The following is a 25,978-nucleotide window of genomic DNA, read 5'->3' on the forward strand; positions in this document are numbered from 1 at the left end:
TTATTCTGACAAGAGGAAAACAGTAAGCATGAATGAAAAGGTACTTGATGAAATAAGAATTCGTAATGCGTGGGTGAATAAATCATGTTAAAGAAGCTAGAAAACCTTATCACTTCAGTCAATTTTAAAGAAGCTGAAAAATTATTTAAAAGCAACTGCTTTGAGGACTTCTCAGAAAAACTACTATATATTACTTACGAAAACAGTAGTATTACGAACTATAGTTTTATAAATTATTTATTACTGAAAAAAGAATCAAGTGATTTACATGACCTTGCATTTGATTTATTAGTAAATCCTCTATGCCATATTGAAGGAGCATATCACTCCGCTTTATATCATGCTAAAAGATCAGTAGAGTTAACAAAAGAAGAAAATGTAGATAGTTTATTACAATTACTATTTCTTCATTCCGTACCAGATAAATTGATTTCTGATAAAAAGGCTATTGAAATTTGTAATAAAATTTTAGAGTTGGATGCTTCTAATGAAGTTGCTAAAGAAACTATTAAGGAACTAGATTAATTAGGGGATTTCCATATGGAAATCCCTTAACTTTCTCATATTTATCCCTTCTCATCCCTCATACTGTAATACCCCAAATTAATAATAACCAAGAAATACCCACCCATAATTCCAGCTGCAAATGTCCACATGTACTCACGGTGTTCAATTTCATACATAATAATCGCGCCGAGTATTGCCGCTGCAAACCGATTCATCATGCCGAGCATCGGTGCTTTTTCTTTTTTTACAATGCTATTTCCGAATTTTTCGATACGCCTTCCTAAAATCCAGGCGCAGTACATACTAACTAAAAGGCCGATGCTTATCCCTATAAACTGGGCTGAAAAAGGTGTCACAAGCCATCCTAATAACATCACCCCTAGCAAACAATACATTTGTATGTTGAATGATCTTAGTGCCATACGAATCATGTTGTGCTCCTTATCTTTCTCCTTGTATTTCCGTATCATCAATCCCATCTTTCGGACTTCAAACTTTCCGATATATCTTTTTTAAAATGAGGGAATTTGATTTTACTCACCATTAAATACGCGAGTATGCATGTACCAAACGCCACGGAAACTGGATTCTTTAAAAAACATAAAATGAGGAGACACATTGCCGCGAATGGAATTGGCATACCGATGAATGTCGGAAGTTTACTTTGTTGCGTGTTAAATCTCGCAAGCCGAAGCATTCCGCACACACTATATGCAAGCGCGCACATCATCCCAATAGACTGTAAATCTTTTAACGCGACAGTATATGCAAGAATAGACGGTGCTACACCAAAGGTAACTAAGTCCGCAAATGAGTCTAACTCTCCGCCAATTTCTGAAACAGAACCGAGTTTCCGAGCGACCATGCCATCAAACAGATCAAATATCATACCTGTAATAATGAACATAACTGCACCGTACATATCGTGTGCGAAAACAGAATAAATGGCCAATATTCCACAAATAAAATTCGCTATCGTCATCATATTTGGTATGTAACTCATCACACGCTTCTCCTCCTTTCTACTCATTGCTTCATCTAGGTTCTTACTCATTACAATCAAGATCCTTCTGTTTTTCTTCCAATATCACTTTATTTATTTTCGTTAACGTATCCGTCATTTGTTCTAAAGCACCGATATCGATTTTTGAAAAATACTTCTCAATTAATACATCATCTAACTCAGACAACTGCTCCATATACTTACTACCGTTTGGACCAAGTGTAAGGAAATACTCCCTTTTATTGTTAGGATTAACTTGTTTTGAAATCATCTTCTGTTTTTCCAATTTCGATAAAACTTGGCTCACAGCGCTTTTCGATATATTAAAAGTAGTCGCAATGTGATTTGCTGTCGTGTTTTCATTTAAATTAATATGAAATAGCATACTCTCTTGCTGTCCTGTAAGACCGTACTCATCTTTCAACTCCTGAAATAGTAAAATGTAGAATTCATTATAAGCTCGGTTCATTTCATTAATTATTTCTTTATACGTTCTAGTCATAGCACTCTTCCTCCATGCTGTTATTTCGTTTTAATAGTTAAGTTCACTTAACTTAACTATAGTATACTGTTTTGTTTGTGTAAAGGGAAACCTCCCCCACGTTTTTACCATCACACAAAAAAGAAGACACCTATTAAGATGTCTCCCTTTCATACTTAAGACTCCAAGCTCTTACCATTCGTCGCAATTACTTCTTTATACCAATCGAAGCTTTTCTTCTTCGATCTTTTTAATGAACCTTTTCCTTCATTATCTTTATCAACGTATATATATCCGTAACGTTTTTTCATTTCTCCAGTAGAAGCACTTACAAGGTCAATTGGGCCCCAGCTTGTGTATCCGATAATATCTACTCCATCTTGAATTGCTTCTGACATTTCGATCATATGCTTCTCTAGATAATCAATACGGTATTCATCATCCACTTCGTCTTCACCATTTAATTGATCAATTGCACCAAGACCATTTTCAACGACAAATAAAGGTTTTTGGTAACGATCATAAAGTTGGTTCGCTGTAATGCGGAAACCTTTCGGATCAATCGTCCATCCCCACTCTGATTTTTCCAGATAAGGATTTTCAACAGAACCGAATACATTTCCACTCGTTATACTTTTTAACACTTCTGGATCGGTACTTGTTGCTCGGCTTGCATAATAACTAAATCCAATATAATCAACTGTATGCTCTTTTAAAATTGCCTCGTCTTCTTTTTCCATTTCAATTGTTACATTGTTATCTGTAAAGAAGCGCTTTGCGTATCCAGGATATGCGCCTCTTGCTTGTACATCAATGAAGAAGAATGATTCACGATCTTGTTCCATCGCGCGTTGGATGTCATCTGGATTACATGTGTACGGATATGTTGCACCAGCCGCAAGCATACAACCGATTTTTGCATCTGGAATGATTTCATGACATGTTTTTACAGCTAACGCACTTGCGACAAGCTGGTGATGCGCTGCTTGATACTGAATTTGTTTTTTATTGTCCCCTTCTTTAAATGCTAGACCTGCTCCCATGAAAGGTAAATGTAAAAGCATATTAATTTCGTTAAATGTCATCCAATATTTCACTTTATCTTTATATCTACTAAAAATCGTTTTTGCGTACGTCTCGAAGAAGTTTACAAGCTTTCTACTTCTCCAGCTTCCATACTTTTCTACTAAATGAACAGGTACATCGAAATGAGCCATCGTAACGACTGGTTCAATGCCATGCTTCAGCAGTTCATCAAACAAATCATCATAAAACTGTAATCCTGCTTCATTCGGCTTTTCATCATCACCATTTGGGAAAATACGTGTCCAAGCAATAGATACGCGTAACGCTTTAAATCCCATCTCTGCAAACAGAGCGATATCTTCTTTGTAACGATGATAAAAATCAATCGCTTCGTGTGACGGATAAAACTCCCCTTCTATCGGTGTAAAAGAATGAATATTTCCTTTCATAATGTCCCAGCGGTTTTCACCAGTTGGCAATAAATCAACCGTCGTTAATCCTTTTCCGTCTTCTAAATATGCGCCTTCAACTTGATTCGCTGCAGTCGCTCCACCCCATAAAAATCCTTTTGGAAAAATAACTTTAGACATATAGAAAAACTCCTTTATATAAGAATGAACGAGGAAAGGTATTGCAAGTTTTACAGAATACCTTTCTTCGTATGAACCTGTATGAAATGTACTACTATTTAACTCCTAACTTTAGTAAGGAATCTCCTGCTTGAATCTTTTCTACTTCTGTTTTTTTAATACTATATTTATCATAATTTGTAACAACAACTGGTGTTGTCACAATATAACCCGCCTTTTGAATTTCAGCTATATTAAACTCAATAAGTAACTGACCTTTTTCTACTCTCGCTCCTTGTTCAATGTGAGAAGAGAAAAATTCGCCATTTAATTTCACAGTATCCATTCCAATATGGATTAAAATTTCAGCACCTGAATCCGCCGTAATTCCTATCGCATGATTCGTCGGGAAAAGTGCCGAAACCGTACCTGAAACGGGTGAAAACAACTTTCCTTCTGAAGGTTCAATCGCAACTCCTTCACCTAACGCACCCGATGCAAATGCAGCATCGTCAATGTTTTGAAGCGGCATAACGGCACCATGGAAAGGACTAAGGATTACTTCATCATCGCTTGATGCAGCGATTTTCTCACTTGCCTCAGCTATTTCTGTAGATGTTTTCTTTTTCGTAAAACCGAATAAATAAGTAAGAATAAAACCTACTATTAAAGAGACAACCATCGCAATAATTGCGCCCCAAAATCCAGCTGTAATCCCATCTTTCGGACTAATGAATGTCGGAAGCGTAAATATACCAAGTCCACCTGTCATATAAACTTGTGTACCAAATACGCCAAGTATTGCGCCGCCAACTCCTCCAGCAATACAACTCATAATAAACGGCTTTTTAAGAGGAAGTGTAATACCATAAATCGCCGGCTCTGTAACGCCGAAAATACCTGAAATAAATGCTGGAATACTAAGTGTTTTTAACTTCTGATCTTTCGTTTTCATCCAAACGCCAAGCACAGCACCAATTTGAGCAAATGAAGCAGCAAATATAAGTGCGAGTATCGGATCAACGCCGTTTACTGCTAAATTGTTATAGCCAATCGGAACGACGCCCCAATGAAGGCCGAATATAACAAGTACTTGCCAGAAAGCACCGAGTAAAGCACCCGCTACTAATGGGCTTGCATTATAAAGCCAAAGTGTCGCCTGTCCTAAAAACTGCCCTGCCCACGTCGCAATTGGACCTATAACAAGAAATGTAACGGGTACAACGATTAGTAACGTTAAGAATGGTAGTACAAATGTTTTCACAACATCCGGAATCACTTTCTTTAAAGACTTTTCTACCTTCGCTCCAAAATAAGCAGCGAGAATAATTGGAATAACTGATGATGCATAATTCATTAAAATAACTGGTATTCCTAAAAACGTAATATGAATGGGTGATTCAAACATCGTTCCTACAAATAACGTATATAATGGCTCACTTGCTTTTAAACCGGCTAAAGCTGGATAAACTAAAGCGCCCCCAATTGCCATACCAATGAACGGCGAACCTCCGAATTTCTTACTTGCTGTATATCCTAAGAAAATCGGGAAGAAATAAAATAACGAATCGCCAACTGCATTTAATATTTGATACGTTCCTGACTGTGTACTTAACCAACCTAACGCTACAAATAGTGCATTTAACCCTTTAATCATCCCTGTTGCAGCTAGCACTCCTAAAATTGGAGTGAAAATGCTAGAAAGAATATCTATAAGACTACTCTTTTTCTTCTCACTCGCATCTTCTTCCTCTGTTTCTTGAAACCCTCCGGCAACAATAACCGCTTTATACACGTCGGATACATGGTTACCAATTACAACTTGATATTGTCCGCCGCTTTTCATAACAGTCACAACATCTTCCATATTTTTCAGTACTTCTGTATTGGCTTTCCCTTCATCTTTTAACTGAAATCGTAAACGCGTTATACAATGTACGACGCTATTTATGTTTTCTCTTCCCCCAACATGTTTCAATATGTCTTTTGCCAACTTTTCATACTTCATAATCGTTCCCCCTCCTTACAATCATCCCATTTATTATTTTTATAAAGTGAAACTTTAATCAGTGGGGGGGTTGTTCGTCCCCCACTGATTATTAGTTGAACCAATCGGGCTTTTACGGGCAGTTGATCTCCCACCTAACTTCTTTGCCCTAGCCAAACTTTTAGGTGGGAGTCTTACTGCCCGTTAATGCGGGATAAAAGAAAAAACCTAAACTAACCATAACGACGTGATACATACGAATCACTCCATTACAAGTCAATTTAGGTTTTGCCTGCCAAACAGTAACAATCCCGTTTATTCAATTACATAATTCATTGCGTTTCGTTACACGATGAATGTGCAACGTTACGTACACTTTTTCATCTTTTGAAAGATGGCTATTATGTGCTTTTTGTAAGTATGCTTCAATTTTTTCTGTACAACAATATGCCTCTTCATACTTACTTTTCACTTGCTCGTATAAAAAATCATCCTCTGCCGAATGCAATTCCTTCTGCATTAAACGCTGGGCAAAGTATCGTAAATGCGTTACGAACCGACTATAGTTAAATGAATTTTCATCTAAGTTCATTTTATAGTGGTACTTTACAACATTTAAAATATCTTGGACGATTTTCGTCATTGCCACCGTTTGCTGCATCGCCGGCTCCCCTTGCTGCGCATTAACGAAATGCAAGGCAATTGATCCTGCTTCATCTTCAGAAAGTCTAAACCCAGTCTCTTCTTCAATGATGTTCAAAGCTTGTAGACCAATTTCAAACTCTTTCTGATAGAATCTCTTAATCTCCCAAAGCAAAGTATTTTTGAGATCCATTCCTTCTTTATGCCGAGTTAAGGCGAAACTTAAGTGATCCGTTAATGTAAGATAAATATAATCACTTAAAGTCCCCGGCAAAACTGTCTTAGCAAATTGAATAATTCTCTCTGTAATCTCTAAATTCTCTACAGGAATTTCAGTTAGCAACCTAGCAAGCTTCTCTGATAATTCTCTCGTTTCTAGAACAAAGGTCTTTTCTACCCTAGACTCATCAATCGTATCGCCTACTTTTTGCTGAAACCCCAAACCTCTGCCCATAAGTACAACTTCTGTCTCATTATCCTTCATCGTACAAACAACATTGTTATTTAAGATTTTATGGATTCTCATATTGTTCCGCCTTCTTCTTCTTAAAGTCACAAAAGGTAATAAAAAAACCTAAACTGATTCCAAAAGCCACACTACACCCGTAGCCTTTAGGTCAATTTAGGTTTTGCCTGCCGAACAGTAACAATCCTTTTACTTATTATCTTACCTTTATTATACACAAAGGGTAAGCGGTTGCAATGATAATTTTTTGAATATTTTTTTACAAAGAAAAATACTAACAGTTGATCAGCTTTTGCTTAAATGTATGTAAAACATTCTTTCTCTCTTCATACTCTTCTTCACCGGCTTCTTCCCAAAGTTCAAGATCAGCGCCACGTTCAATTAATGTAATCGCATTACTGCGAACTTCTTCTTGAAGACAACCTTTCTCAAGTTGTATTGCCGCAAGACCAATGTATACTAAAGACATTACTTCTAACTCTTCACCTATATCAAACTCATCTACATACTCTTCTAGAACAAGCTTCGTTGCTTCTTCCGCGCTGTTACCTTCTTCTAAATACTCAATAAACTGATCTTTTACATCGCAAGTTGTATCATCATCAAATAATCCAGTTCCCCAAGCACCCATATTCCACAGCTCCTTCTTTACACTTTTCTACTTCAATGTTAAATACAGTAGCAAGTCATTACAAGACTAGTTATGCCTATCATTATAGTTTACAATTACTATAGGAGATGCATATACTTCACCACATTTATTATTCCGAATAATTAAACACAAATGATAAAAATTCCATATAGACCCATTACTGGTTAAAATGTTATAATTACATTACCCTACATAGTTCCTCATATCCGGACTGAGGAACTAGCGTCTTATTAAGTAATGCGCATAAATTAAATAAAAAAGACACTTTACAGTGTCTTTTTTATTTATATCCTCATAAGAACTATCTCTTCTATACACAAAATCTATTACATGACAAAGGAGACTAGAAAATGGAACATCCTGTTGCAAGAGAACTGCGTTTCATACGTGTGTGCCTTATCATCTTAATCATTGTCATTGCATTTTGGGATCGTGAGAAAACTGTGGAAATCAATGATCACGGTAGCGACCCTATCTTAAATACCAGCAACATGACCCAAGTTGGCGATAATACATTTGCCTATAAAGACGAATCTAATCAAATTAGAATATTCAAGTTTGATCCGGCTACAAATGAAATAAAGCTAATAAAAGAGTTTTATGCTAACGAATATTAATGAAATTACATTAGACAGAAGGCACCTCACAGTGTCTTTTTTATTTTTAAAAGGACCTGCTCACATTCATGCGTCAAACATAAAGTAAATGGAATCCGTTAAAAAACATGAGTGACCCTTTGTTTTCCCCTCTTATTAAAGGAGGAACTATTATGGGATTTGGTGGTAGTTGCGGCGGAGGCTGCGGTTTTGCTGGAGGATTTGCATTATTAGTTGTATTGTTTATTTTATTAATCATAGTTGGAGCTGCTTGCTTCTGCTAAACAAACTATCGGAAAAGACACTCTTATATGGGTGTCTTTTCTTTGTAAACTACAAAGTATGAGAAATGAAGCATTTAGCTATAATTACGACTAAGGGCTTTTTTGTATGTAAATAAAAAAGGGAGCTGACTTTATGGAACATAATAAAAATGGAATGCTTGCTTTAATTGTTTTGTTTGTAGGACTAGCATTTTTTGTTATTGGCATGGTTTATCATTTATGGGGAACGGTTTGAAAATAAATATTAATCTACTTAGAAGAAATTCAGACGCAACATCCATATCTTCATCTCATTAAACACCAATAACCATTTCTCTAGTTATGAAACCCTTCTTTATGCTTGAGGGGTTTCTGCTTTAACCCAATTATAAAAAAAGGCCCCATCACTGGGGCGCTCAAAAAATAATATAAGTAAATGAATTAAAACAAATAACAGACAACTACAATATATACTATATAACATCATATAATCTATATATATGCAACATTACATGAAATTCTTTATTATTACATGCTATACTAAAATAGGAGTCGACAATCGTTATTTTCTTCTTATTTTTAAAGCAATAGGGATATACCTTCTTAACTCATTTGGATTGTACAAGTAAAAGAAGACATCTTACTAGATGTCTTCTTTTCTTATATTTTTATGAATTTTTTTGAGTTGATGCTCTCCAAGCACGAAAAGATGTTGGGCGTCCAGAATGAGCTCTTTGCTTCGCAGCAGCAACAGCTGGTTTTTCTTCAATAGTCTTTGGTTTTTCTTCCACAATTGCTGATTTTTCTTCAAGAGTATTCACAGCTGTTTGTATTTTTTCCAACTGCTCTTTTAAAGCTTGTTGTTCAATCTTTAAATCTGTAAGTAAACGTAAAATCATTTCAGAATTAGCCATAAAGATCCTCCTTCCCCCAATACACAGAATAAAATACAATATGTAAACGATGAAACACCGGTGACAAAAATAAGGTCGTCAATTCTTTTAAAATTCGTGACACCTTTATTTTTAAAAAGGACCTGCTCCATTCATCCGTAAAAACATAAAGTGAATTAAATCCATTATTAAATGGTCTTTATGGAAGGAGGAGTTAATATGGGCTATGGCGGTAGTTGTGGTGGTGGCTGCGGTTTCGGCGGCGGATTCGCTTTACTTGTTGTACTCTTTATTTTATTAATCATCGTAGGAGCTAGCTGTTGGGGCGGCGGATTCGGCTGCTAAGTAAAGGCACTCTTGAGAGTGTCTTTTTTTTGTTTCATTTTTCCCCTCCGATCTGTATTAGCTCTTTTTAAAATGTAAGATTTCTCATCTCATAGTAGTAAATGATTTATTTTCATATCGTTATATTTTTGCGAACGGTAATAAAGAAAAGACACCCTAAGGTGCCTTCCTCCGACTTGATAACCACTTTAATTTTAATAATATGTATTGGACTCCCATCCACATATTATTTTATCATGTTAAGTTACTTCACACATTGAGAAATGTTGTTCAAATCTATATTTTAATCGAACTATCTAGTCAAAGATTCCTCCAACATTCCTTCTAATTCCTTTTTGATTTCTTCAGGTTTCATCTGGTCAACTGGTTTATAATTCCCATTAGCATCATAGTTAGCCGAATCTTTCTTAGGATCATATGTAGATGTTGAACCTTGTCCTGGAGAGGAAGACGGAACTGAGTTGCTATTCCCTTTATATTTTTCAGTAAGATCTTTTTTATTTACTTCATCCATATCAGAATAATAATTTGACTTAGTGTATTTTTGGTCATCATTTATAACTAACTCTTTATCATAAACATTCATTTTGTATTTGTCATCGCCATAGGTAACATGTAGAGTGTCGTAAATGCATTTGTTGTCATTCCCACATTCAATTGACAACCCATCAAGTTTAGTAATAGCATCTTGTATTACTTCGTATTTTTCCATTGTTTCTAAATTGGAGAACTCCTCGTCTACAGTTAGATTAATGTTCACTGGAGTTAGGCCTTCCTTTTTGCCACCTGCTTTGTAACTAGCTTCTTCAATATACGGTGACAACTTGCTTTCTTGTAATTTCTCTGTAGCATCTTCTTCTACGATTTTCATGTCCGCGAAACATCCAGTTAATATAAGACATGTAGCGGCCAATAATATGCCAATAAATCCCTTTTTCACACACATCACCCCTAATTTTATTTATGTCTGATAATAAAATAAAAGCACCCTTTCGAGTGCGTTATTATTAATTTACTTGATTACACCACCAGAAACTCCGGACATTGCCATAATATCAATTATCTTATCTGATACAGTGGCTTCTTTTCCGCCTCCATAGTAGGCGTTTAATGCATCAATAAACCAATATGCGTCGGCTGTTACCGATCTACCTGCAGATTTCATTGATTCAATAACTGTTTGAACATATATAAATTTGTCATCAAATGATAATTCAACCCAATCTCTACCAGTGGCATTCTTAATCTTTTCTATTTCTTCATTAGCTGAAGAGGAAGTGTCAGTTGAAGGTGGTGTAGTACTGGTTTCAGTTTTGACGGGTTTAACAGGTATCCCATCTTTAGCACTTGCATCGTAAATGATATTACTTTCAATATAACTTTTATCTTTATCATCTAAGTGCAGCTGATCTCCAACTGATGTATGATAATATGTGTAATATTCGTGTTTCTCTGTTCTCAATACAATACTAAACACTTCGCATGCAACGCCTTGTCCACAATATAAATTTCCCGCGCCATCTTTCCCTTGCGGTTTTCCGCCTTGTTTTTCAATGATTTTACCTATGGATACCAAGTATTCATATTGTTCTTTAGGTTGTAAGTTATCAAATGAATCGTTAAGGGAAGCTACAATGTCATAAGAATAATATGGATTTTCAGCATTTGGATCTGTATTTTCTAGTTCTTTATACATTACGGATTTTAGATAATTTTTAATTTCTTTATCCTTTGATATTTCGGAGACGATACTATCCAAGTTCTTAGTAGTATGTTCTGGTCCACCACAACCTGATAAAACTAACATTGCTGTGATAATAGTTAAAATGGTTCTTTTCATAGTTGTCCTCAATTCTTGTTGTTTTTCCTGGATGCAATTTGCAAAATGTAAGATTTCCTGAAATATCATAACAGACTTAGTTACAATTATTTTGTCGTATTTTGTCGGAGGGTAATAAAAAAGACACCCTAAGGTGCCTTCCCCCGACTTGATAACCACTTTAATTTTAATAATATGTATTGGACTCCCATCCACATATTATTTATGTTAAGTTATATTGTTCATTGAGAAATATGATCCCAATCTATAGCTTGTTTGCTTTCTGAAAGGTGATAAGCGGTAATTTAATTTTTAATTATGTTTTGAATGTATACTTTTATTTTGTATTTTGAGGATATCAGGGGATCTGAATGTTAAATAATATTTAAAAGTTTACTTTCACTTAAAATCGAGCGAAGCGACAACCGTTTTAGGAAGAGAAAATGAAATTGTGAGATTGAAAAAATGTTAAAGGTTATAGGAATCTCCGATTAAGTCAAAAACAAGGAGAAAGCTTAAAATCACAAAATTTACGTGTTTGGTATTAAGAAGGTTCTTTAATCCTCTACGTAGAATTATTTGTTTAGATTTTTATTTTCCATTCAAAAAATCAAGGAGGATTTAAAATATGGAATTAATTAACAATAAAAATAAAGAAGCTTTTCATAGTACTCCAAGCAATCAAAACACATATCATTTTCTAAGTGAAAAAGTGACGGTTTTAGTATCAGGAGAACAAACCAATGGAGAATATGCTATTGCACATGTTATAGAACCCCCAAAATTAGGACCACCACTTCATATTCATAAAGATGAAGACGAAGCATTTTATATTTTAAAAGGACAATTTACTTTCTTTGTGGGGGACCAGATTATCGAAGTATCAGCTGGAGATTATGTATTTGCTCCTCGAGGTATTCCTCATAGATTCGTATCAGGATCAGAACAATCTGAATTTATTGTTACTGCAACTCCGGCAGGCTTTGATCGATTTGTAAAACAATTAGGAACTCCCGTTTCAAAAAATGCACCTCTTCCTGAAGTGAAGCCACCTTCTTTAGAAGAACTTCAAAAACTTGTAAAAGTTTCAGAGACTTTTAATATCACATATCCAGATTTGAAAATATAACTCAATTAAGTTTTTTTAGGTAATCTCTAGTATTTTATTGATAGAGATTACCTATTTTTATTAAGGTTATCGCTAATAAAGGTTCTGGTGCAAGAAATCTATAAAACTTGGACATACTGATACTAGTACTCTAAAAAAGGACGTGATCAGTATGGAAAAGCAAAGTCTATTTAAGTGGAACAAGATCATCGTTTTATTAAAAAACGTGTGCGTTTCAAGTCTTTTAGCACAGCTACATCCATTCTTGCAGGAGTAGAAGCAATGCATATGATTAAAAAAGAACAGATTGATTTATAGGATCAGTCTGTTCAAAAACAGAAAGAATTTATCCATCAATTATTCGGGCTAACAGCATAAAATACAATTCCGCTAGAAATATATGTGCTATATTCTCTTTTAGTTTATCTTTGCACCAGAACCAATTTAATGAAGTGTTTACTACAAAAGGCCTAGGATGTAAGGATTTCTCATTAGTTTTCTTATTATTGGTCCGAGTTTTTCAAGCTATGACAAATGCTCTATGTCTGTATTATTTTCTCTTCCAATTACTATATGTTTTTAGCATACTATTAACTATAAGGAGGGAGTGTAGAAATGGAAGAAAAGAAAGTGACGTGGTTAGAACTCTTTTATGATTTGTTATTTGTGGCAGCGGTGACGGCTGCGACTCATGTTTTACTCCATGTTGAAGATGGTCATATCCATGCAGAGTATTTAGTAAAGTTTGTCCTAATTTTTATTCCAATCTGGTGGGCTTGGGTAGGGCAAACCATCTTTATTAACCGGTTTGGAAAAGATTTATTTCATCAACGAATCTTTTTGATCCTGCAAATGTTTTTTGTCCTAATAATGACATCAAGCTTATCCGCTGATTTTGATCCTTATTATCTTTCTTTTTTAATTGGCTATATTGGCTTAAGGGCAGTGACTGCAATCCAATATCTTATTGTCCAGCGTATAGAAGAGGGAGCTCGAAAAAAAGCAGCACTCTTTTTAGGAAGATATTTTTGGATTGGAATCGTTATTTCATTATTCTCCGTCTTTTTTGATTCTTGGATTCGATATGCTGCGTTGTATTTAGGAATTTTTATCGATATTATTGTCCCACTGCTTGGAAGAAAGTGTTTAGAAAAAGTTCCTACAAATACAGCTCACTTGTTAGAGAGATTTGGTCTATTTTCCATTATTCTCTTTGGAGAAGCACTTATAAGTACTCTTGTGGTCATTCAACCTAAACAAGGAAATTGGGATTCAATAAGCTTCGCGATCATTTCATTTATCCTCATTATTTCGATGTGGTGGCAATATTTCGATAACATGGAGAAGAAACTCGACAAGTCTAGACAAACTTCCGGTCAAATTATTATTTACGGTCATCTGTTTATTTTAATGTCTTTGAGTATGGTTGCGGCATCCATTAGACTATTATTTTTAAATGAGGTCTATTATTCTTTTATCTTATATTTTGTTTTTGGTTCTGCATTGCTCTATTTCCTATCAACTACAATTGTTTTCCATCAATACAGGTTTGAAAAACACCGTTTGAAAATTTATCATTTATGCTTGTTTTTAGGGATTTTAGCAGTCTTTTTTGTTATTAATTTGGTTGTAGTAGTACCAAATATTGTGATAATAGGGCAATTAACCCTATTTTTTATCATCTATGCTAAATTAACAACTACATAAATAAAAGCATCAAAAAAAACAGTATCAAAACTTGAACCGCACCCCAATTGTTAGACACAGTCTAACAATTGGGGTGCGGTTTTTTATGACTAAATTTAATTCAGAACAGAAAATAAATGCTGTAATACGTTACCAAAATGGAAGATTCGGGATTAATTAATCGGGAACAGGAATGGAAAACAAAATACCTTTCATTGACTGAGGAAGGAAAAGAGTTTTTTAGGTTACTTAGGGGTATTTCCACATGCCCATCAACTTAAGAGCTTTATAACACCCCAAAACAAAAAAAATTGACATTTTCACATGAAGATGTCAATTTTCTCGTTTTGGAGGTATTTGTATTTCTTAACTTGATAGCGATGTGGCGGGTCCTCTAAATCAGCATCTCGAAAATAAAGGGACATGCTGAATTAAAAGGAAATAAATTCAAGTAATTACCACCCAAGCCAAACAGTGCCTTGGTGCCATGAACCATCTGTATTTACTAGAGTTACAACATAGTTTCCTGCTTTCATAGGACCAAAGTAATTATAAACATAATTACCACCACTCATTGGCCCTCCTGTTACATTATGGGTTACGGTGTTTCCTGATGATAAACTTTTTACTACAACTTTAAAATTAAAATTTTTATTATTTTGAATAGCTACTCCAATAGTTTCGTTGTCTGCTACAGATACAGTTTTTTTCACTTGAATTGATGTAGAAAAATTATAACTACCGGAATATCCCCAATCAAATGCTGCAGCTGCTTTTTCTCCAATAAGATTATTTTTATCAGAAAAATTTGGTACAAATGGTCTTTCGACTTCATTTGTATTTTCAACTATACTTTCAATTCTATCTGACATAGGTTTTACTGTATCAGCTGATGCTGCACCAATCCCCCCAGTTAATGCAATACCTGTTGCTAATGCTCCGACTACTAATTTCTTGAACATAAAAAATCCCCCTTTAATAGTTTTGTAACTCATACATCAAATGTATCATTTTTTACAAAAAAGAAAATATTTAGAATTTATAGAAATATTAGTTTAATTATTAAAAATATTCAGTCTTAAATTTATCAAAGTTTACACTCATAAATTACTGTAAAATAATGAAATTTCCGTTTTGGGGATACTTGAAATTACTAGCTTGATAGCAATGGGGTACCGCCAACATTTTGGAAAAAAATCACGCTAAGCAAAAAAATAAGCCATCCATTTGGACAGCTCATTTAGTCGGGTAAGCGGGGGGCATCGCTGCCCCCAACTCCCCTCAGAACCGTACGTGACAGTTTCCCATCATACGGCTCAAGCCTTCTTTTTATCCGATTTCAGTCCCTTTAGTATAGGCAAGGTAAGTGAACTAATTTTAAGTTTAAATTAGACAATATGAGGTGTTGCGGAACAGGCATGTCTTTTACGACTACCTTTTCCCCGTTTTGTAGTGGAGTTTTGCAGATAGCGCAGCGGTAACCTTGTTTTCTAGCCAGCTTCATTCTATCCATCGTGTTTTCCGTATCAAATACCTTACGGTCTCTTTTTTCCCAGTATTCTTTCAATGTTGGGTCATCAGGACTATTTTTGAATTTCACCATGTTGTGTCTCTCAATCTTAATCCATGACATATGTAAGAGTTGGATATTTGTTTTCGGGCAGGTTGGTGTCCAAGCATTTCCACCATGATGTGGATGCCTGTAATATCTTGCATATATCCATTTCCACGACTTCTTTGGATGGAGCTGTCGAAGATGTTTGCCGATTCTCCAATAGATATAGCTATCCATTGTACCAAAGATTTTCTTAGAAACGACATGTTTCCAGTATTGCCCGTATCCTCTGATAATAGGATTAAGCACTCGGATGATTTCTCCGATGGGTTGACCCCTCATGACACGTAAAGTATCTCCAATTTTCTTCTTCGCTTTCTGTCTACTGCCCTTACTTGGTTTGATGAACAGTTTATTCCCCTGTTCAGTTTGGTACTGCCGAATCAAGAATCCTAGGAACTCAAATCCTTCCTCAATATGTGTAACCTTCGTCTTTTCAGGGCTTAATTCCAATCCCCTGTCCTTTAAGTAGGGACGAAGTCTCATATATACAGAGAGTGCTTGTTCTTTTGTCTCCGTTAAGACCACAAAATCATCTGCGTAACGGATAAGGGTAAATTTGCAAGCAGGATTCATAATATAACTATCATTAGCTTTATAGTTTTTCTTGTAAGTAATTCCCAAGGTTTCTTCCATTCCATGAAGGGCAATGTTAGCGAGAAGTGGCGAGATAATTCCTCCTTGCGGAGTACCTTCTTGCGTTTCCGCGAAAAAGCTTTGCTCCATGTATCCCATCTTGAGCCATCGCTTCAATAGTTTTCTTCCTGGGAAGTAAGAAGTTTGTTTGAGTATCCACTCATGGTTGAGATGATCAAAACAGCCCTGAAAATCTCCTTCAAATATCCATTTCTTCTTTGTGCCCCCGTTGATTCTATTGAAAATGCTTCGTATGGCATCATGGGTACTTCGCTTAGGACGAAACCCGTAAGAAATAGCTTCAAATCTGGCTTCCCACTGTGGTTCAAGGGCATTTCGCACTATATTTTGATATACCCTATCCTTTATAGTTGGGATGCCCAACGGTCGCAATTTTCCGTTTTTCTTCACAATGTATATACGTTTTGCTGGTTTTGGTCGGTGTTGTAGCGTATTTAACTTTTTGAGTTGCTCATAGAGAAGATTTCTTTCTCTGCGACTCAAGGCTGTATGTTCATCAACACCTGCTGTTCGCTTTCCTTTATTCTGCTGTGTTACTCGTCTAATTGATAACAGTAAGTTTGCTTCGCTTCTCATGAGTAAGCGTTGAAGTTTTCTTACCTTTCTTTGTTGCTGTAACTGTTCGGCACGGTAAATTCTTTGTCGTAACTTCGTCACATACATCTGAACTGCTTTCCAGTTTGTATACGAGACGTGCGCCGACGCTCGTTCTGAGGTGTTCATAACTGCACGCTCCTATTCGTCAGAAGATAACTTACAAATGTATTTCCATGTTGAAGACCTATAAGAAGTGGGCTCCCTTTCAGGCTTGTCATGGGTTTGTCCGTAAGGACGACAATATCCGCTCAGTTATACATATTTCTATGCTTTCCTGTTTCCTTTCGGCTAGCGGCTTTTGCTTTCTCTTATATCCTTTACCCTCTGCCACATCGTTTGACTTTACAGTCATCCTACTGCTTGCGCAGATGACATAGGGCTTACCAAGTTTCACATTCCACAGATACGACAGGGTTAGGTGGACTCTTTACTCCGGATAAGTTGCGGGATGCAACGCGGCAGTATTATGAGAATGCCTTTCCTCTTATCAAGACCTGGGTAGAGCTGTACATTATCCCAAGCTAACGATTACGAAGCTTACGAGCCTTCACTCTCGTTCACCGTACCTGTCTTCTCCTAGCGGTATTCCGAGTCATGTACAGACTCTCTGTTTCCACATTTCCTCATGCAACCCACGAGCCCGTTACCAAGTCCGCAGTTTCGGATGGAGATAGACTTTGCATCTAATCTAGTAGCAGAAGCTACCCTGTGGGAATGCGACTTCTTGTCGCACCATAATTCTCGTTATCGTTAGTAAACCGACCGTAAAAAAGATTAGTATTTCACTAATCTTTTTTCACTTTATAAATTGGGAATTCCCCCCATCCTAATCAACCACTCTCTTCTTGATGAATTGGAAAACATAATATACAACAAATATATTTACAGTTTATGGAATGACATGTATATCAATATTCAGAAAATTGTTAAAAGGGGGATGTATATGCAAACTGTTATGCCGTCTTATTTGTTTTTATTTTTTGGCGCGCTCATTTTACTACGTAGGATTCGTTCGATGTATAAACCAATCAAGGGAAGTGGGGTGCGAATATTTTTGCCACTTATTTACTTAACATTTGGACTTTCATTTTTTCTCCAATTAGGGCACCCGACGTTTTTCGAATTATGCGTAAGTGTTGTTTTAGGGCTTGTCTTTTCGGTGATTATTATCATTTTGTCAGATTACGAAATCAGAGAGGATGGTAACATTTATGCAAAGAAAAGCTGGAAGTTTGTCGTGGCTTTTATTCTAATGCTTCTTTTACGTTATTTTATCCGACAAGACATTACAACAGTCGATTCAGGTACACTTAGTCTGTTATTTTTCACTTTTATCATTTGCTACATTGTTCCGTGGCGAATTGCTTGCTATATAAAATTCAAAAAAGTGCTCGAACAAAAGAAAGAAGTTTTCTATTAAAACATAGAAGGTTTTAATAGAAAACTTTGTATAGTCCATTTACTTAGTAACAATGGAAAAGGGCTTATTGGACTCTTCCCCCTAGTAAAATTTTGATTGAGTATAATATACACACCTAGCTAACATAAGCCTTTATTATCCGGATTTAATATATTTAGAAGACTATTAAAAGTCCTCCAGATTATTTAATTGGGGGACTTTCATGTCCACATAATTCTTGTTCTTAGAAGTTCTATCCTTTATGTTCAGGATGGAAATCTAATGGGTTAGTTCAGATTACGAAGGTCAGGCGTAGTGTTTAATATAGAGCTGGAGTCGGAGGAGAACAATGGAAGGAAACAATATCGTTTAGAGCAACCGAATAATGATTCCATCTCCCGCCGAAAAACCTATAGCCATAAACTCTTTCGTGCCCAACAGTCGTCAAAAAAAACCAGAAATTATCTTCGTTTCTAAGCCACAGATACGTGAATCGAAATATACAATTTTGAAGACCCCAAGGGCTCTGGGCATAGAGTGGCATTTGTCGTATATATACCATGATTCCAGGTTCACTCCTTATTGAAATTAGACTTATAACTAATTTTATGCTCAGGGTCAAAGCTTAGATTGGATGTATGCCTAGTAGCCTACTTAAATTCAATTTACTTTATGGTTTTACGCATGAATTGAGCAGGTCCTCTTGAAATAAAGAAAAGACACCCTAAGGTGTCTCCCTTCGACTTGATAACCGCATTTTATTTATTGGAGTATTAAATTAACTTTCTATGAATATGATGTATATTCTCACTATTTATTAGATAATCCTGGATAAACATACAGGAACAAAAGCTCACTTTACATTATATATAATGAATATGGTAAGTAAAGGAGTCTGATTGTTTATGTCATCAAAAAATAGATTTAATCCTTGTGATATTTCTTGTGCGTTTCCGGTTCCTATTCCAGGAGAACAGGGAATTCCAGGTCCGGCAGGACCTACTGGACCGACTGGAGCAACAGGTCCAACTGGGGTAACAGGTCCAACTGGAGCAACAAGTCCGACTGGAGCAACAGGTCCAACTGGAGCAACAGGTCCAACTGGGGTAACAGGTCCGACTGGAGCAACAGGTCCAACTGGAGCAACAGGTCCAACTGGAGCAACAGGTCCAACTGGAGCAACAGGTCCAACTGGAGCAACAGGTCCAACTGGAGCAACAGGTCCAACTGGAGCAACAGGTCCAACTGGAGCAACAGGTCCAACTGGAGCAACAGGTCCAACTGGAGCAACAGGTCCAACTGGAGCAACAGGTCCAACTGGAGCAACTGAGGGCTGTCTTTGTGATTGCTGTGTTTTCCCTATGCAGAACGTTTTACAACAACTTATTGGGCAGACTGTGATTCTTGCCACTATTGCAGACGCACCAAATGTAGCCCCTCGTTTCCTTTTATTCAATATTACTTCCGTAAATGATTTTTTAGTTACAGTCACAGATCCAGTTAGCACTACAACTTTCGTGGTCAATATTTCTGATGTAATAGGAGTAGGATTTTCACTAACAGTACCCCCACTAACATTACTTCCACCTGCCGATTTAGGATGTGATTGTGATTGTCGTGAACGACCGATTCGACAATTACTGGATACGCTTATCGGATCCATAGTGAATCTTTTAGTAAGTAATGGTTCTATTGCAACAGGCTTTAATGTGGAACAAACAGCTCTTGGCATAGTGATAGGTACTTTACCAATACCTTTAAATCCAACTACACTCTTTAGATTCGCTATTTCAACTTGTCAAATTACAGCTGTGGATATAACTCCTACTGTGACATAGTTCATTTCTATCAAGAGGTCAGGAAGTCTTTGTAGAATTTGCTTCAAACTAAAATGGAAAGCTTACTTAATGGTCATTTTCATATATTGCTGGAACGATATTATGTTAATAGATTAAGTAAAAACAAGAAGAGATCCAATCGGCGCTCTTCTTATTTTGGGTGAAATTTCACTTCTTTGTTTTAGAAATGCTTTCTTTTATGATGAAATCAAATCATAGTATATCTAGCGTTTTCAAGTACAATGGAACTACGACCTTGTTGACGTCCATCGTACTTCTCAAAAGCCCATTAGATATCGTTACATACCAATTGTAAAAAGAAAATATTGATGTATTTCCTTAAAAAAGACACCCAAAGGTGCCTTCATTGATTGGTTAATCTAGTTTGATTGTATTACTTATTAGAATTGTATATGTATGTTAATACGACTATAATAGCAGAAATAATGAATACTGTAGCTTTGAAATAAAGTTTGATCATTTTGTGATCTTTCCTCCATTAAAGCGCCCGATTGCGGAAGATCAAGAAAATGATTATGATTGCTGCTTATATCTTGTTGAACTAACGCACCCGTTACTTTAAGTGAATTGATCCACAATTTTACTGGGAATTTACCTAAAAAAGCTGAATTAACTTAATAAAAAAAGGACTCCCTTTTTGGCAATCCAATTCATTCAGTGTCACTTTGGTTAAAGTCTAATCTTCTCGGTTCGCAACACTGTCATTAGCCTCATCGGCACCTTCGCCGACTACGTTACCCATCGCTCCTCCTGCAACAGCTCCTGCAACGGTACCAAGTGGACCAAGAACCGAACCCAAAGCAGCGACAGCGACAGCACCGACACCAGTTCCTACCGCTTCGCCAGCATCATTATCGACACGGTTACGTTCGTTTTTATCAGTCATTCATCTCACTCCTTATTTAGAATAGGCAAGTGCTTTCCAGCACAATACCTTACATATTTTTCCCTATAAGGACAGATGTATGCGAAGTTTAAATCTGTCCTTATAACTTTACAATCCCCAAAAGTGCCTCTCTCTACTTGATCCATACAAGCTTTTTCTTGCAGCACAAATTGAACAAATTTTCCTTTTCCATACCGATCACACATCTTTTGTCGAGTAATAGTATCAGCATATCCCAGTTTAAGAGGTTACTTACAAAATATTTAGAATTTTTTTTGCGAGAATCCTCCGAAATGTAATACGGACTTTAAATACTTTCATTTATAATTCTCTATTTGTCTATACTTTTCGTATCGCTGTTGTATAAGCTCTTCCGAGGATAATAGTATCAATTTTTTTAGAGATGATTCGATTACAGATTCAATCATTTTTGCCTGTGATTTTATATCATTTTGTGCTCCACCTTTAATTTCAGGAATGATTTCATCAATAATTCCTAAATGTTTTAAATCTTTTGCTGAAATTTTCATATGTTCAGCAGCTTCTGGAGCATACTTAGCGTCCTTCCATAGGATAGATGCTGCTCCTTCTGGCGAAATTACCGAGTACCATGAATACTCTAACATATGGATATGGTTACCGACACTAATGCCAAGAGCTCCACCACTTGATGCCTCTCCAATTACAATACAAACAATTGGCACTTTAAGTGTAGCCATTTCAAATAGATTTCGAGCTATCGCTTCAGAAATTCCACGTTCTTCAGACCCTATCCCTGGATAGGCGCCTATTGTATCAATAAATGTAATAATAGGGCGATTAAATTTATCAGCTTGTTTCATAAGTCTTAGCGCTTTTCTATAACCTTCTGGATGTGCCATTCCAAAATTTCTTTCTATACTTTCCTTTGTATTTCTACCTCTTTGATGACCAATAACCGTAACGGGCATTCCTTTAAATTTTGCAATACCACCTATCATTGCTTTATCATCACCATATAATCGATCACCATGAAGTTCGAGAAAGTTTGTAAACAATAAAGGTATATAGTCCAATGTCGTGGGTCGGTTACGTAGCCTTGCAATTTGAACTCGTTGAAAAGGTGTAATATTAGAATAAATTTTATCTTGCATTTTATTTAAACGTTTTTCTAATTCATGAATTTCTGACGATAAATCTACATTATTTTCTTTCATAATTTTCTTTAATTCATCAAATTTCTCTTTTAATTCAATAATAGGACGTTCAAAATGCAAACTCATTTTATCCTCCAAATGTTATGACTTACCTCACTCTAATCAAAAGGCTTAGAAATAGAATCAATAAATAATTCAAAACCATCCACAACTATTTTTTGTTCTGATTCTGATAAATTATTGAGAATACTTTGATAAAATGTAATGGATTGCTCTCTTAAGCAATTAACAGTTATGTGACCTTTTTCTGTGAGGTGCAGAAAAAGTTCTCTTCTATTTTTTTCATTTACTTCACGATAAATAAGCCCCTTTTTTACTAACTTATCTACCAATCTACTTACAGTTGAAGTCTCTAATCTAAGTTTATTGGATAGTTGCCAAACAGTTAGTTTTTCCACCTCTAGTTCCTCTAACGCCATCATTTGAGAAGTTGGTAAAGGTTTTTCAAATGGTCCATTGGGCAAATTTTGAGATTCAAAAACCCCAGTTAATACAATCATTTTCTTAATATCTGTTCTTAGTTTTAAGGCATCTTCTCTTTTCAAAAAGGTCACCCTCCTACAACTATTGTATCATACATCAATTGTATTATACATGAATATGATCTTTTCACAAGCTTAACGTAAGCCAATATTACAACATGGACGAGATATTTCTTCTTGTTAAAATGGTATAAGTGGATTGTTTTCTACAAATGGCAAAACATCAATTATGTATCAGGGGCCTTTATCGGGTACCGCTCATCGAAATCAAGCTAAGAAAATAAAACTACCCCAAAAACGAAATTTTGTGATAACTTGTAACGAAAAACTCATATTTTTTTGGGGGAATTCTAAATTCTTAAGTTGATGGGCATGGGGTAGCACCAACAAAATGTTGTTTTTTCTTCAAAGCTTTTATTGCTTCACTTAAATAAATAGTATTCTACATACTAATTGCATTAATTAAGAGGTTTAGTGCACTACTTCTTAGAAGTTGATCTTGTAGCGCTCTTTCTCATAATTCACTATGTTTTCCAAAGAAAATAGTGAAAGGCACGGCGATGAATACATTTACAAAATGACAAAACTGTAAGAATACACGAATGTTTGTAAGAAAGTTCGATGTTTTCCTTTTTCTTTTTTTATTATAGTGAAAAAGAAGAAAGAAATATTCTCTTATGTAGGAAAGGAAGATAATAATGATTGATCTATTAAATAAATGGATGTTAGAAAGTACAGGTAATTTCAATATCGTTGTAGGACTTACAGCACTTCTATTTTTGGGTTCAGTAATTGCACTTATTATTATTTACAAAAAAATTGGTAAACCAGATGAAAGAACAAATGCTATTTACTTTAAAATTATTTCTTGTATGTTTACTACTCAAATTCTAATGAATGCTATATTTATTTCTTTAGTTGGTAAAGATATCGAGAATTTCCGTCAAATCTTTATATTATTTGAAGCCTTTGTATTCTTCGTTGGAGCTATTTATTCGTTTAAATTATATAGACAAGAATTTAAATAATTTACTTGTAAGAAACAATAAAAAACAGTAGTGATTTTATACACTACTGTTTTTTTATTGTTCATTTTTAAATGTAAACTTTTCATTTTTAGTTAATTGTATATGTAAAATGACAAATAAGTTATTTAATTTTATATCTAGAAATACAATAACCATCTATCAGTCACTTTTGATAGATGGTTACTAAAGATATTTAAAAACCGTTGTTTTTCTTCTATTCTATGATTTTTTAGAAATAAAAAAGTTATTTAATTATGGAAGGCCCCCTTTAAGAATGGCCCCTTACTTTTTAAAAATCGTTGTATTTTCTATACGAATTGAATCAACTTCACCACAATTTAAACAAAATGAGTAAATCTTATTAGAGCCTTTAAATGAACCTTTACTTGGCTTTACAGGTATATAATCTGTAGCTTCTGTAAATTTATCACTCCCACATTTCTCACATGTTTTATTTTCCAATAAAATACCCCTCCTAATTACACTTAAAGAATATTGTTATTTTTATTATACAAAAACACAGTAAAAAACGGAACAAAAACCCAATCCTTCCTCATTCTTTCAAATAACTTTATCTGTTTTTAAACGACTTTATTGTAAATTAAATAACTTTATTATTTCTACACAGTATATTCTATACATATGAGGTTAACATAACGCATCATTATCAGTAGTAACCAAATCTCAGAAAGTCCTTCATATCAATAGTTTCCTGGCTTTCCGTTCCCTTCTTTGTATGCAAGATTTCATACATTCCTGTCACAACAGTATTTGGGAGCTCAAAGCGTTCTTGTAGTCTGCATGAGATCCTGCATATTCTTAGCGTATAAAATCTGCGTTTTGCCGTCAGTACCCCATGCCCATCAAGCTAAGGTTGGGTATTCCATGAACTTCCGTTCTTGATGCCCACATGCCTGATATTTTGTTTATTTGTTTTTAAAAATATGCATTCCAAATAAACCTTGATTAGGTGTATTTTTAAAAATTATGCAGTTTTCCGCTTTAGATTGGATACAGTGCACTGATAAACAATGCCTAAAATATCAAAGACTGTCTTTTTCTCATATCTATGGGATTTCCGTCCGTTTTTCTGTAAGAGGTCAAACAGACGAAGGAAAATTTTTGATACTTCTTGGGTGTCTTGTTGGATAGCCTTATATACTAAGCATAGATGATCTTGAATCATATAAATTGCTTTATATTCACTTAATTCTTTTTGTTTTTTTGTAGTAACAACTGTCGCATTTTGAACATAGTAGAAGAAGAAAGAAAAATAGCGATTAACTGTCCATAAAGATGACATTCTAGACGCTCTCGCTTAATATTGTGACAATGTTGGATACCAAAAAGAGACTTCCATGTTTTAAATACAATTTCTATTTGCCAACGTAGTGAGTAGATATCATGGACCTGTTCCATCGGAACAATTTCCCATGGTATGTTGGTAATATAAACATTGATTTCTGTTAAACGTTTACTTCTTTCAGAGTATGTGACTCCTTTTTTCTTTTCAACATAAGATTGCTATTTCCTACGTTTATGAATTTGAGTTGATGTAAGTCTGTATATTACAAGTCGTGAGGGTAATTTTTGTTGTCCAACATAGGCATTCCCAATTTCATAAGTATCTCCTGGTTTTATTTGATGCATGATATCTTCAAGGTCAAGTAAAACATATAAAGATTGCTTCTTAACTGTCCCATCCCGAAAGAATTCTGGCGATTCATTTTTTACATATACTCTATTATTTAATTTCAACCGTGAAACATAGAATACCCCTCGTTGATCCATCTGGTCTAAATCTTTTAGCGAAAAATATCCTAAATCTCGAATACATAAATCTCCTGGGCATAAGGTATCTAAACACTCTGTACCAAAGGTTTTATCATTATTTTTACCTGGTTCCATTTGAAAATTGAGGAATTTCCCACTATGTAAATCATACTCTAGTTGAATCTTAATACCGGCTGTTTGTGCACATCCTCCTGAACCAGGATAAATAGGAGCTAAATGATTGGGTACTTGAAAAATAGTAGCATCTAAAATACGTATACGTTGAAAATAGGAAGTGTATTGGTTTGGAATTTGAGATGAATCGTTTAGTTGGCTTTTAACTAAACGAGAAAATACACACTGTAGGAATAAAGTGAAACTTTAATCAGTGGGGGTTTTCTTCATCCCCCACTGATTATTAGTTGAACCAATCGGACTTTTAT

25 protein-coding genes and 3 pseudogenes are annotated in these 25,978 nt (G+C 35.3%); 10 read left to right on the forward strand and 18 right to left on the reverse strand.

The annotated features are described in order from the left end of the window. Positions 1-84: 84 nt before the first annotated feature. A complete protein-coding gene (locus EUC40_RS20915; RefSeq protein WP_156576468.1) occupies positions 85-525 on the forward strand; it encodes a hypothetical protein in 441 nt (146 codons plus the stop codon). A 41-nt stretch (positions 526-566) separates the two neighbouring features. Here EUC40_RS20915 and EUC40_RS20920 read toward each other — a convergent pair whose 3' ends face one another. The 7 genes from EUC40_RS20920 to EUC40_RS20950 all read right to left on the reverse strand — a co-directional run bounded on the left by EUC40_RS20920 (position 567) and on the right by EUC40_RS20950 (position 7,312). Next, positions 567-938, reverse strand: coding sequence for an ATP synthase subunit I (locus tag EUC40_RS20920; protein WP_156576469.1), 372 nt, complete (start codon positions 936-938; stop codon positions 567-569). Between the two features lie 38 nt (positions 939-976). Next, positions 977-1,561: a CDP-diacylglycerol--serine O-phosphatidyltransferase gene (gene pssA, locus EUC40_RS20925; RefSeq protein WP_156576470.1), complete on the reverse strand. Its 585-nt coding sequence runs from the start codon at positions 1,559-1,561 to the stop codon at positions 977-979. Further along, entirely contained in the window at positions 1,554-2,012 is a 459-nt protein-coding gene (locus tag EUC40_RS20930) for a MarR family winged helix-turn-helix transcriptional regulator (RefSeq protein WP_088232686.1), read from the reverse strand. Before EUC40_RS20930 ends, pssA begins: the two co-directional genes overlap by 8 nt. A gap of 155 nt (positions 2,013-2,167) precedes the next feature. Beyond that, entirely contained in the window at positions 2,168-3,607 is a 1,440-nt protein-coding gene (locus tag EUC40_RS20935; RefSeq protein WP_156576471.1) for a 6-phospho-beta-glucosidase, read from the reverse strand. Between the two features lie 94 nt (positions 3,608-3,701). Beyond that, the gene (locus EUC40_RS20940; RefSeq protein ID WP_156576472.1) at positions 3,702-5,594 is read right to left on the reverse strand and encodes a beta-glucoside-specific PTS transporter subunit IIABC; all 1,893 of its coding nucleotides are present in this window, start codon (positions 5,592-5,594) and stop codon (positions 3,702-3,704) included. 298 nt (positions 5,595-5,892) lie between these two features. Continuing rightward, positions 5,893-6,741 (reverse strand): BglG family transcription antiterminator LicT, encoded by an 849-nt coding sequence (gene licT, locus EUC40_RS20945; RefSeq protein WP_156576473.1) that lies wholly within the window; start codon positions 6,739-6,741, stop codon positions 5,893-5,895. Positions 6,742-6,955: 214 nt separating this feature from the next. Further along, a complete protein-coding gene (locus EUC40_RS20950) occupies positions 6,956-7,312 on the reverse strand; it encodes a DUF4259 domain-containing protein (RefSeq protein ID WP_156576474.1) in 357 nt (118 codons plus the stop codon). Between the two features lie 371 nt (positions 7,313-7,683). Here EUC40_RS20950 and EUC40_RS20955 point away from each other — a divergent pair, with 371 nt between their 5' ends. Together EUC40_RS20955 and EUC40_RS20960 are read left to right on the forward strand one after the other, a co-directional pair. Then, complete coding sequence (locus tag EUC40_RS20955) at positions 7,684-7,950, forward strand: YmzC family protein (RefSeq protein ID WP_156576475.1); 267 nt, start codon at positions 7,684-7,686, stop codon at positions 7,948-7,950. 152 nt (positions 7,951-8,102) lie between these two features. Further along, the gene (locus EUC40_RS20960) at positions 8,103-8,213 is read left to right on the forward strand and encodes a YjcZ family sporulation protein (RefSeq protein WP_000505679.1); all 111 of its coding nucleotides are present in this window, start codon (positions 8,103-8,105) and stop codon (positions 8,211-8,213) included. A gap of 647 nt (positions 8,214-8,860) precedes the next feature. Here the strand turns inward: EUC40_RS20960 and EUC40_RS20965 are convergent. Next, on the reverse strand, positions 8,861-9,106 hold the full coding sequence (locus tag EUC40_RS20965) for a hypothetical protein (protein WP_000013663.1): 246 nt from the start codon (positions 9,104-9,106) through the stop codon (positions 8,861-8,863). A gap of 198 nt (positions 9,107-9,304) precedes the next feature. Between EUC40_RS20965 and EUC40_RS20970 the strand changes: the two genes are divergently transcribed. Beyond that, positions 9,305-9,430: a YjcZ family sporulation protein gene (locus EUC40_RS20970; RefSeq protein ID WP_000540377.1), complete on the forward strand. Its 126-nt coding sequence runs from the start codon at positions 9,305-9,307 to the stop codon at positions 9,428-9,430. Positions 9,431-9,722: 292 nt separating this feature from the next. Here EUC40_RS20970 and EUC40_RS20975 read toward each other — a convergent pair whose 3' ends face one another. Further along, positions 9,723-10,301, reverse strand: coding sequence for a hypothetical protein (locus EUC40_RS20975; RefSeq protein WP_156576476.1), 579 nt, complete (start codon positions 10,299-10,301; stop codon positions 9,723-9,725). A 141-nt stretch (positions 10,302-10,442) separates the two neighbouring features. Next, positions 10,443-11,270: a hypothetical protein gene (locus EUC40_RS20980; protein WP_156576477.1), complete on the reverse strand. Its 828-nt coding sequence runs from the start codon at positions 11,268-11,270 to the stop codon at positions 10,443-10,445. A 607-nt stretch (positions 11,271-11,877) separates the two neighbouring features. Between EUC40_RS20980 and EUC40_RS20985 the strand changes: the two genes are divergently transcribed. From EUC40_RS20985 to EUC40_RS20995, 3 genes and pseudogenes are all read left to right on the forward strand, one after another. Then, positions 11,878-12,378, forward strand: a complete 501-nt coding sequence (locus EUC40_RS20985; RefSeq protein ID WP_071710709.1) for a cupin domain-containing protein — start codon at positions 11,878-11,880, stop codon at positions 12,376-12,378. 174 nt (positions 12,379-12,552) lie between these two features. Continuing rightward, positions 12,553-12,675: pseudogene (locus EUC40_RS20990) on the forward strand (IS6 family transposase); the annotation flags it as partial. A gap of 297 nt (positions 12,676-12,972) precedes the next feature. Next, positions 12,973-14,064: a low temperature requirement protein A gene (locus EUC40_RS20995; protein ID WP_071710710.1), complete on the forward strand. Its 1,092-nt coding sequence runs from the start codon at positions 12,973-12,975 to the stop codon at positions 14,062-14,064. A 434-nt stretch (positions 14,065-14,498) separates the two neighbouring features. Here the strand turns inward: EUC40_RS20995 and EUC40_RS21000 are convergent, their stop codons facing one another. After that, positions 14,499-15,005 carry a hypothetical protein gene (locus EUC40_RS21000; RefSeq protein ID WP_071710711.1) on the reverse strand — a complete coding sequence of 169 codons (507 nt, stop codon included), beginning with the start codon at positions 15,003-15,005 and terminating at the stop codon, positions 14,499-14,501. Between the two features lie 386 nt (positions 15,006-15,391). Then, on the reverse strand, positions 15,392-17,038 hold the full coding sequence (gene ltrA / locus EUC40_RS21005; protein ID WP_001097732.1) for a group II intron reverse transcriptase/maturase: 1,647 nt from the start codon (positions 17,036-17,038) through the stop codon (positions 15,392-15,394). An 817-nt stretch (positions 17,039-17,855) separates the two neighbouring features. On the opposite strand from ltrA, the gene EUC40_RS21010 reads away from it, so the two are divergent. Continuing rightward, positions 17,856-18,332 carry a CcdC protein domain-containing protein gene (locus EUC40_RS21010; RefSeq protein WP_156576478.1) on the forward strand — a complete coding sequence of 159 codons (477 nt, stop codon included), beginning with the start codon at positions 17,856-17,858 and terminating at the stop codon, positions 18,330-18,332. 884 nt (positions 18,333-19,216) lie between these two features. Then, positions 19,217-20,149 carry a collagen-like domain-containing protein gene (locus EUC40_RS21015; RefSeq protein WP_156576479.1) on the forward strand — a complete coding sequence of 311 codons (933 nt, stop codon included), beginning with the start codon at positions 19,217-19,219 and terminating at the stop codon, positions 20,147-20,149. Positions 20,150-20,846: 697 nt separating this feature from the next. Here the strand turns inward: EUC40_RS21015 and EUC40_RS21020 are convergent. The 4 genes and pseudogenes from EUC40_RS21020 to EUC40_RS27340 form a co-directional block, all read right to left on the reverse strand. Further along, positions 20,847-21,056: a hypothetical protein gene (locus EUC40_RS21020; protein ID WP_156576480.1), complete on the reverse strand. Its 210-nt coding sequence runs from the start codon at positions 21,054-21,056 to the stop codon at positions 20,847-20,849. A gap of 317 nt (positions 21,057-21,373) precedes the next feature. Continuing rightward, complete coding sequence (locus EUC40_RS21025) at positions 21,374-22,318, reverse strand: acetyl-CoA carboxylase carboxyltransferase subunit alpha (protein WP_156576481.1); 945 nt, start codon at positions 22,316-22,318, stop codon at positions 21,374-21,376. A 32-nt stretch (positions 22,319-22,350) separates the two neighbouring features. Further along, a complete protein-coding gene (locus EUC40_RS21030; RefSeq protein ID WP_156576482.1) occupies positions 22,351-22,797 on the reverse strand; it encodes a MarR family winged helix-turn-helix transcriptional regulator in 447 nt (148 codons plus the stop codon). A gap of 382 nt (positions 22,798-23,179) precedes the next feature. After that, a pseudogene (locus tag EUC40_RS27340) lies at positions 23,180-23,293 on the reverse strand (transposase); the annotation flags it as partial. 139 nt (positions 23,294-23,432) lie between these two features. Here EUC40_RS27340 and EUC40_RS21040 point away from each other — a divergent pair. Continuing rightward, positions 23,433-23,762: a 6-aminohexanoate hydrolase gene (locus EUC40_RS21040; RefSeq protein ID WP_156576483.1), complete on the forward strand. Its 330-nt coding sequence runs from the start codon at positions 23,433-23,435 to the stop codon at positions 23,760-23,762. A 282-nt stretch (positions 23,763-24,044) separates the two neighbouring features. Here the strand turns inward: EUC40_RS21040 and EUC40_RS21045 are convergent, their stop codons facing one another. Further along, positions 24,045-24,224: a hypothetical protein gene (locus EUC40_RS21045; protein ID WP_156576484.1), complete on the reverse strand. Its 180-nt coding sequence runs from the start codon at positions 24,222-24,224 to the stop codon at positions 24,045-24,047. A 523-nt stretch (positions 24,225-24,747) separates the two neighbouring features. Beyond that, positions 24,748-25,904, reverse strand: a pseudogene (locus EUC40_RS21050) (IS4 family transposase); the annotation flags it as partial. Between the last annotated feature and the right edge of the window lie 74 nt (positions 25,905-25,978).

It is taken from the genome of Bacillus luti (genome assembly GCF_009739945.1).
Lineage (GTDB): Bacteria > Bacillota > Bacilli > Bacillales > Bacillaceae_G > Bacillus_A > Bacillus_A luti.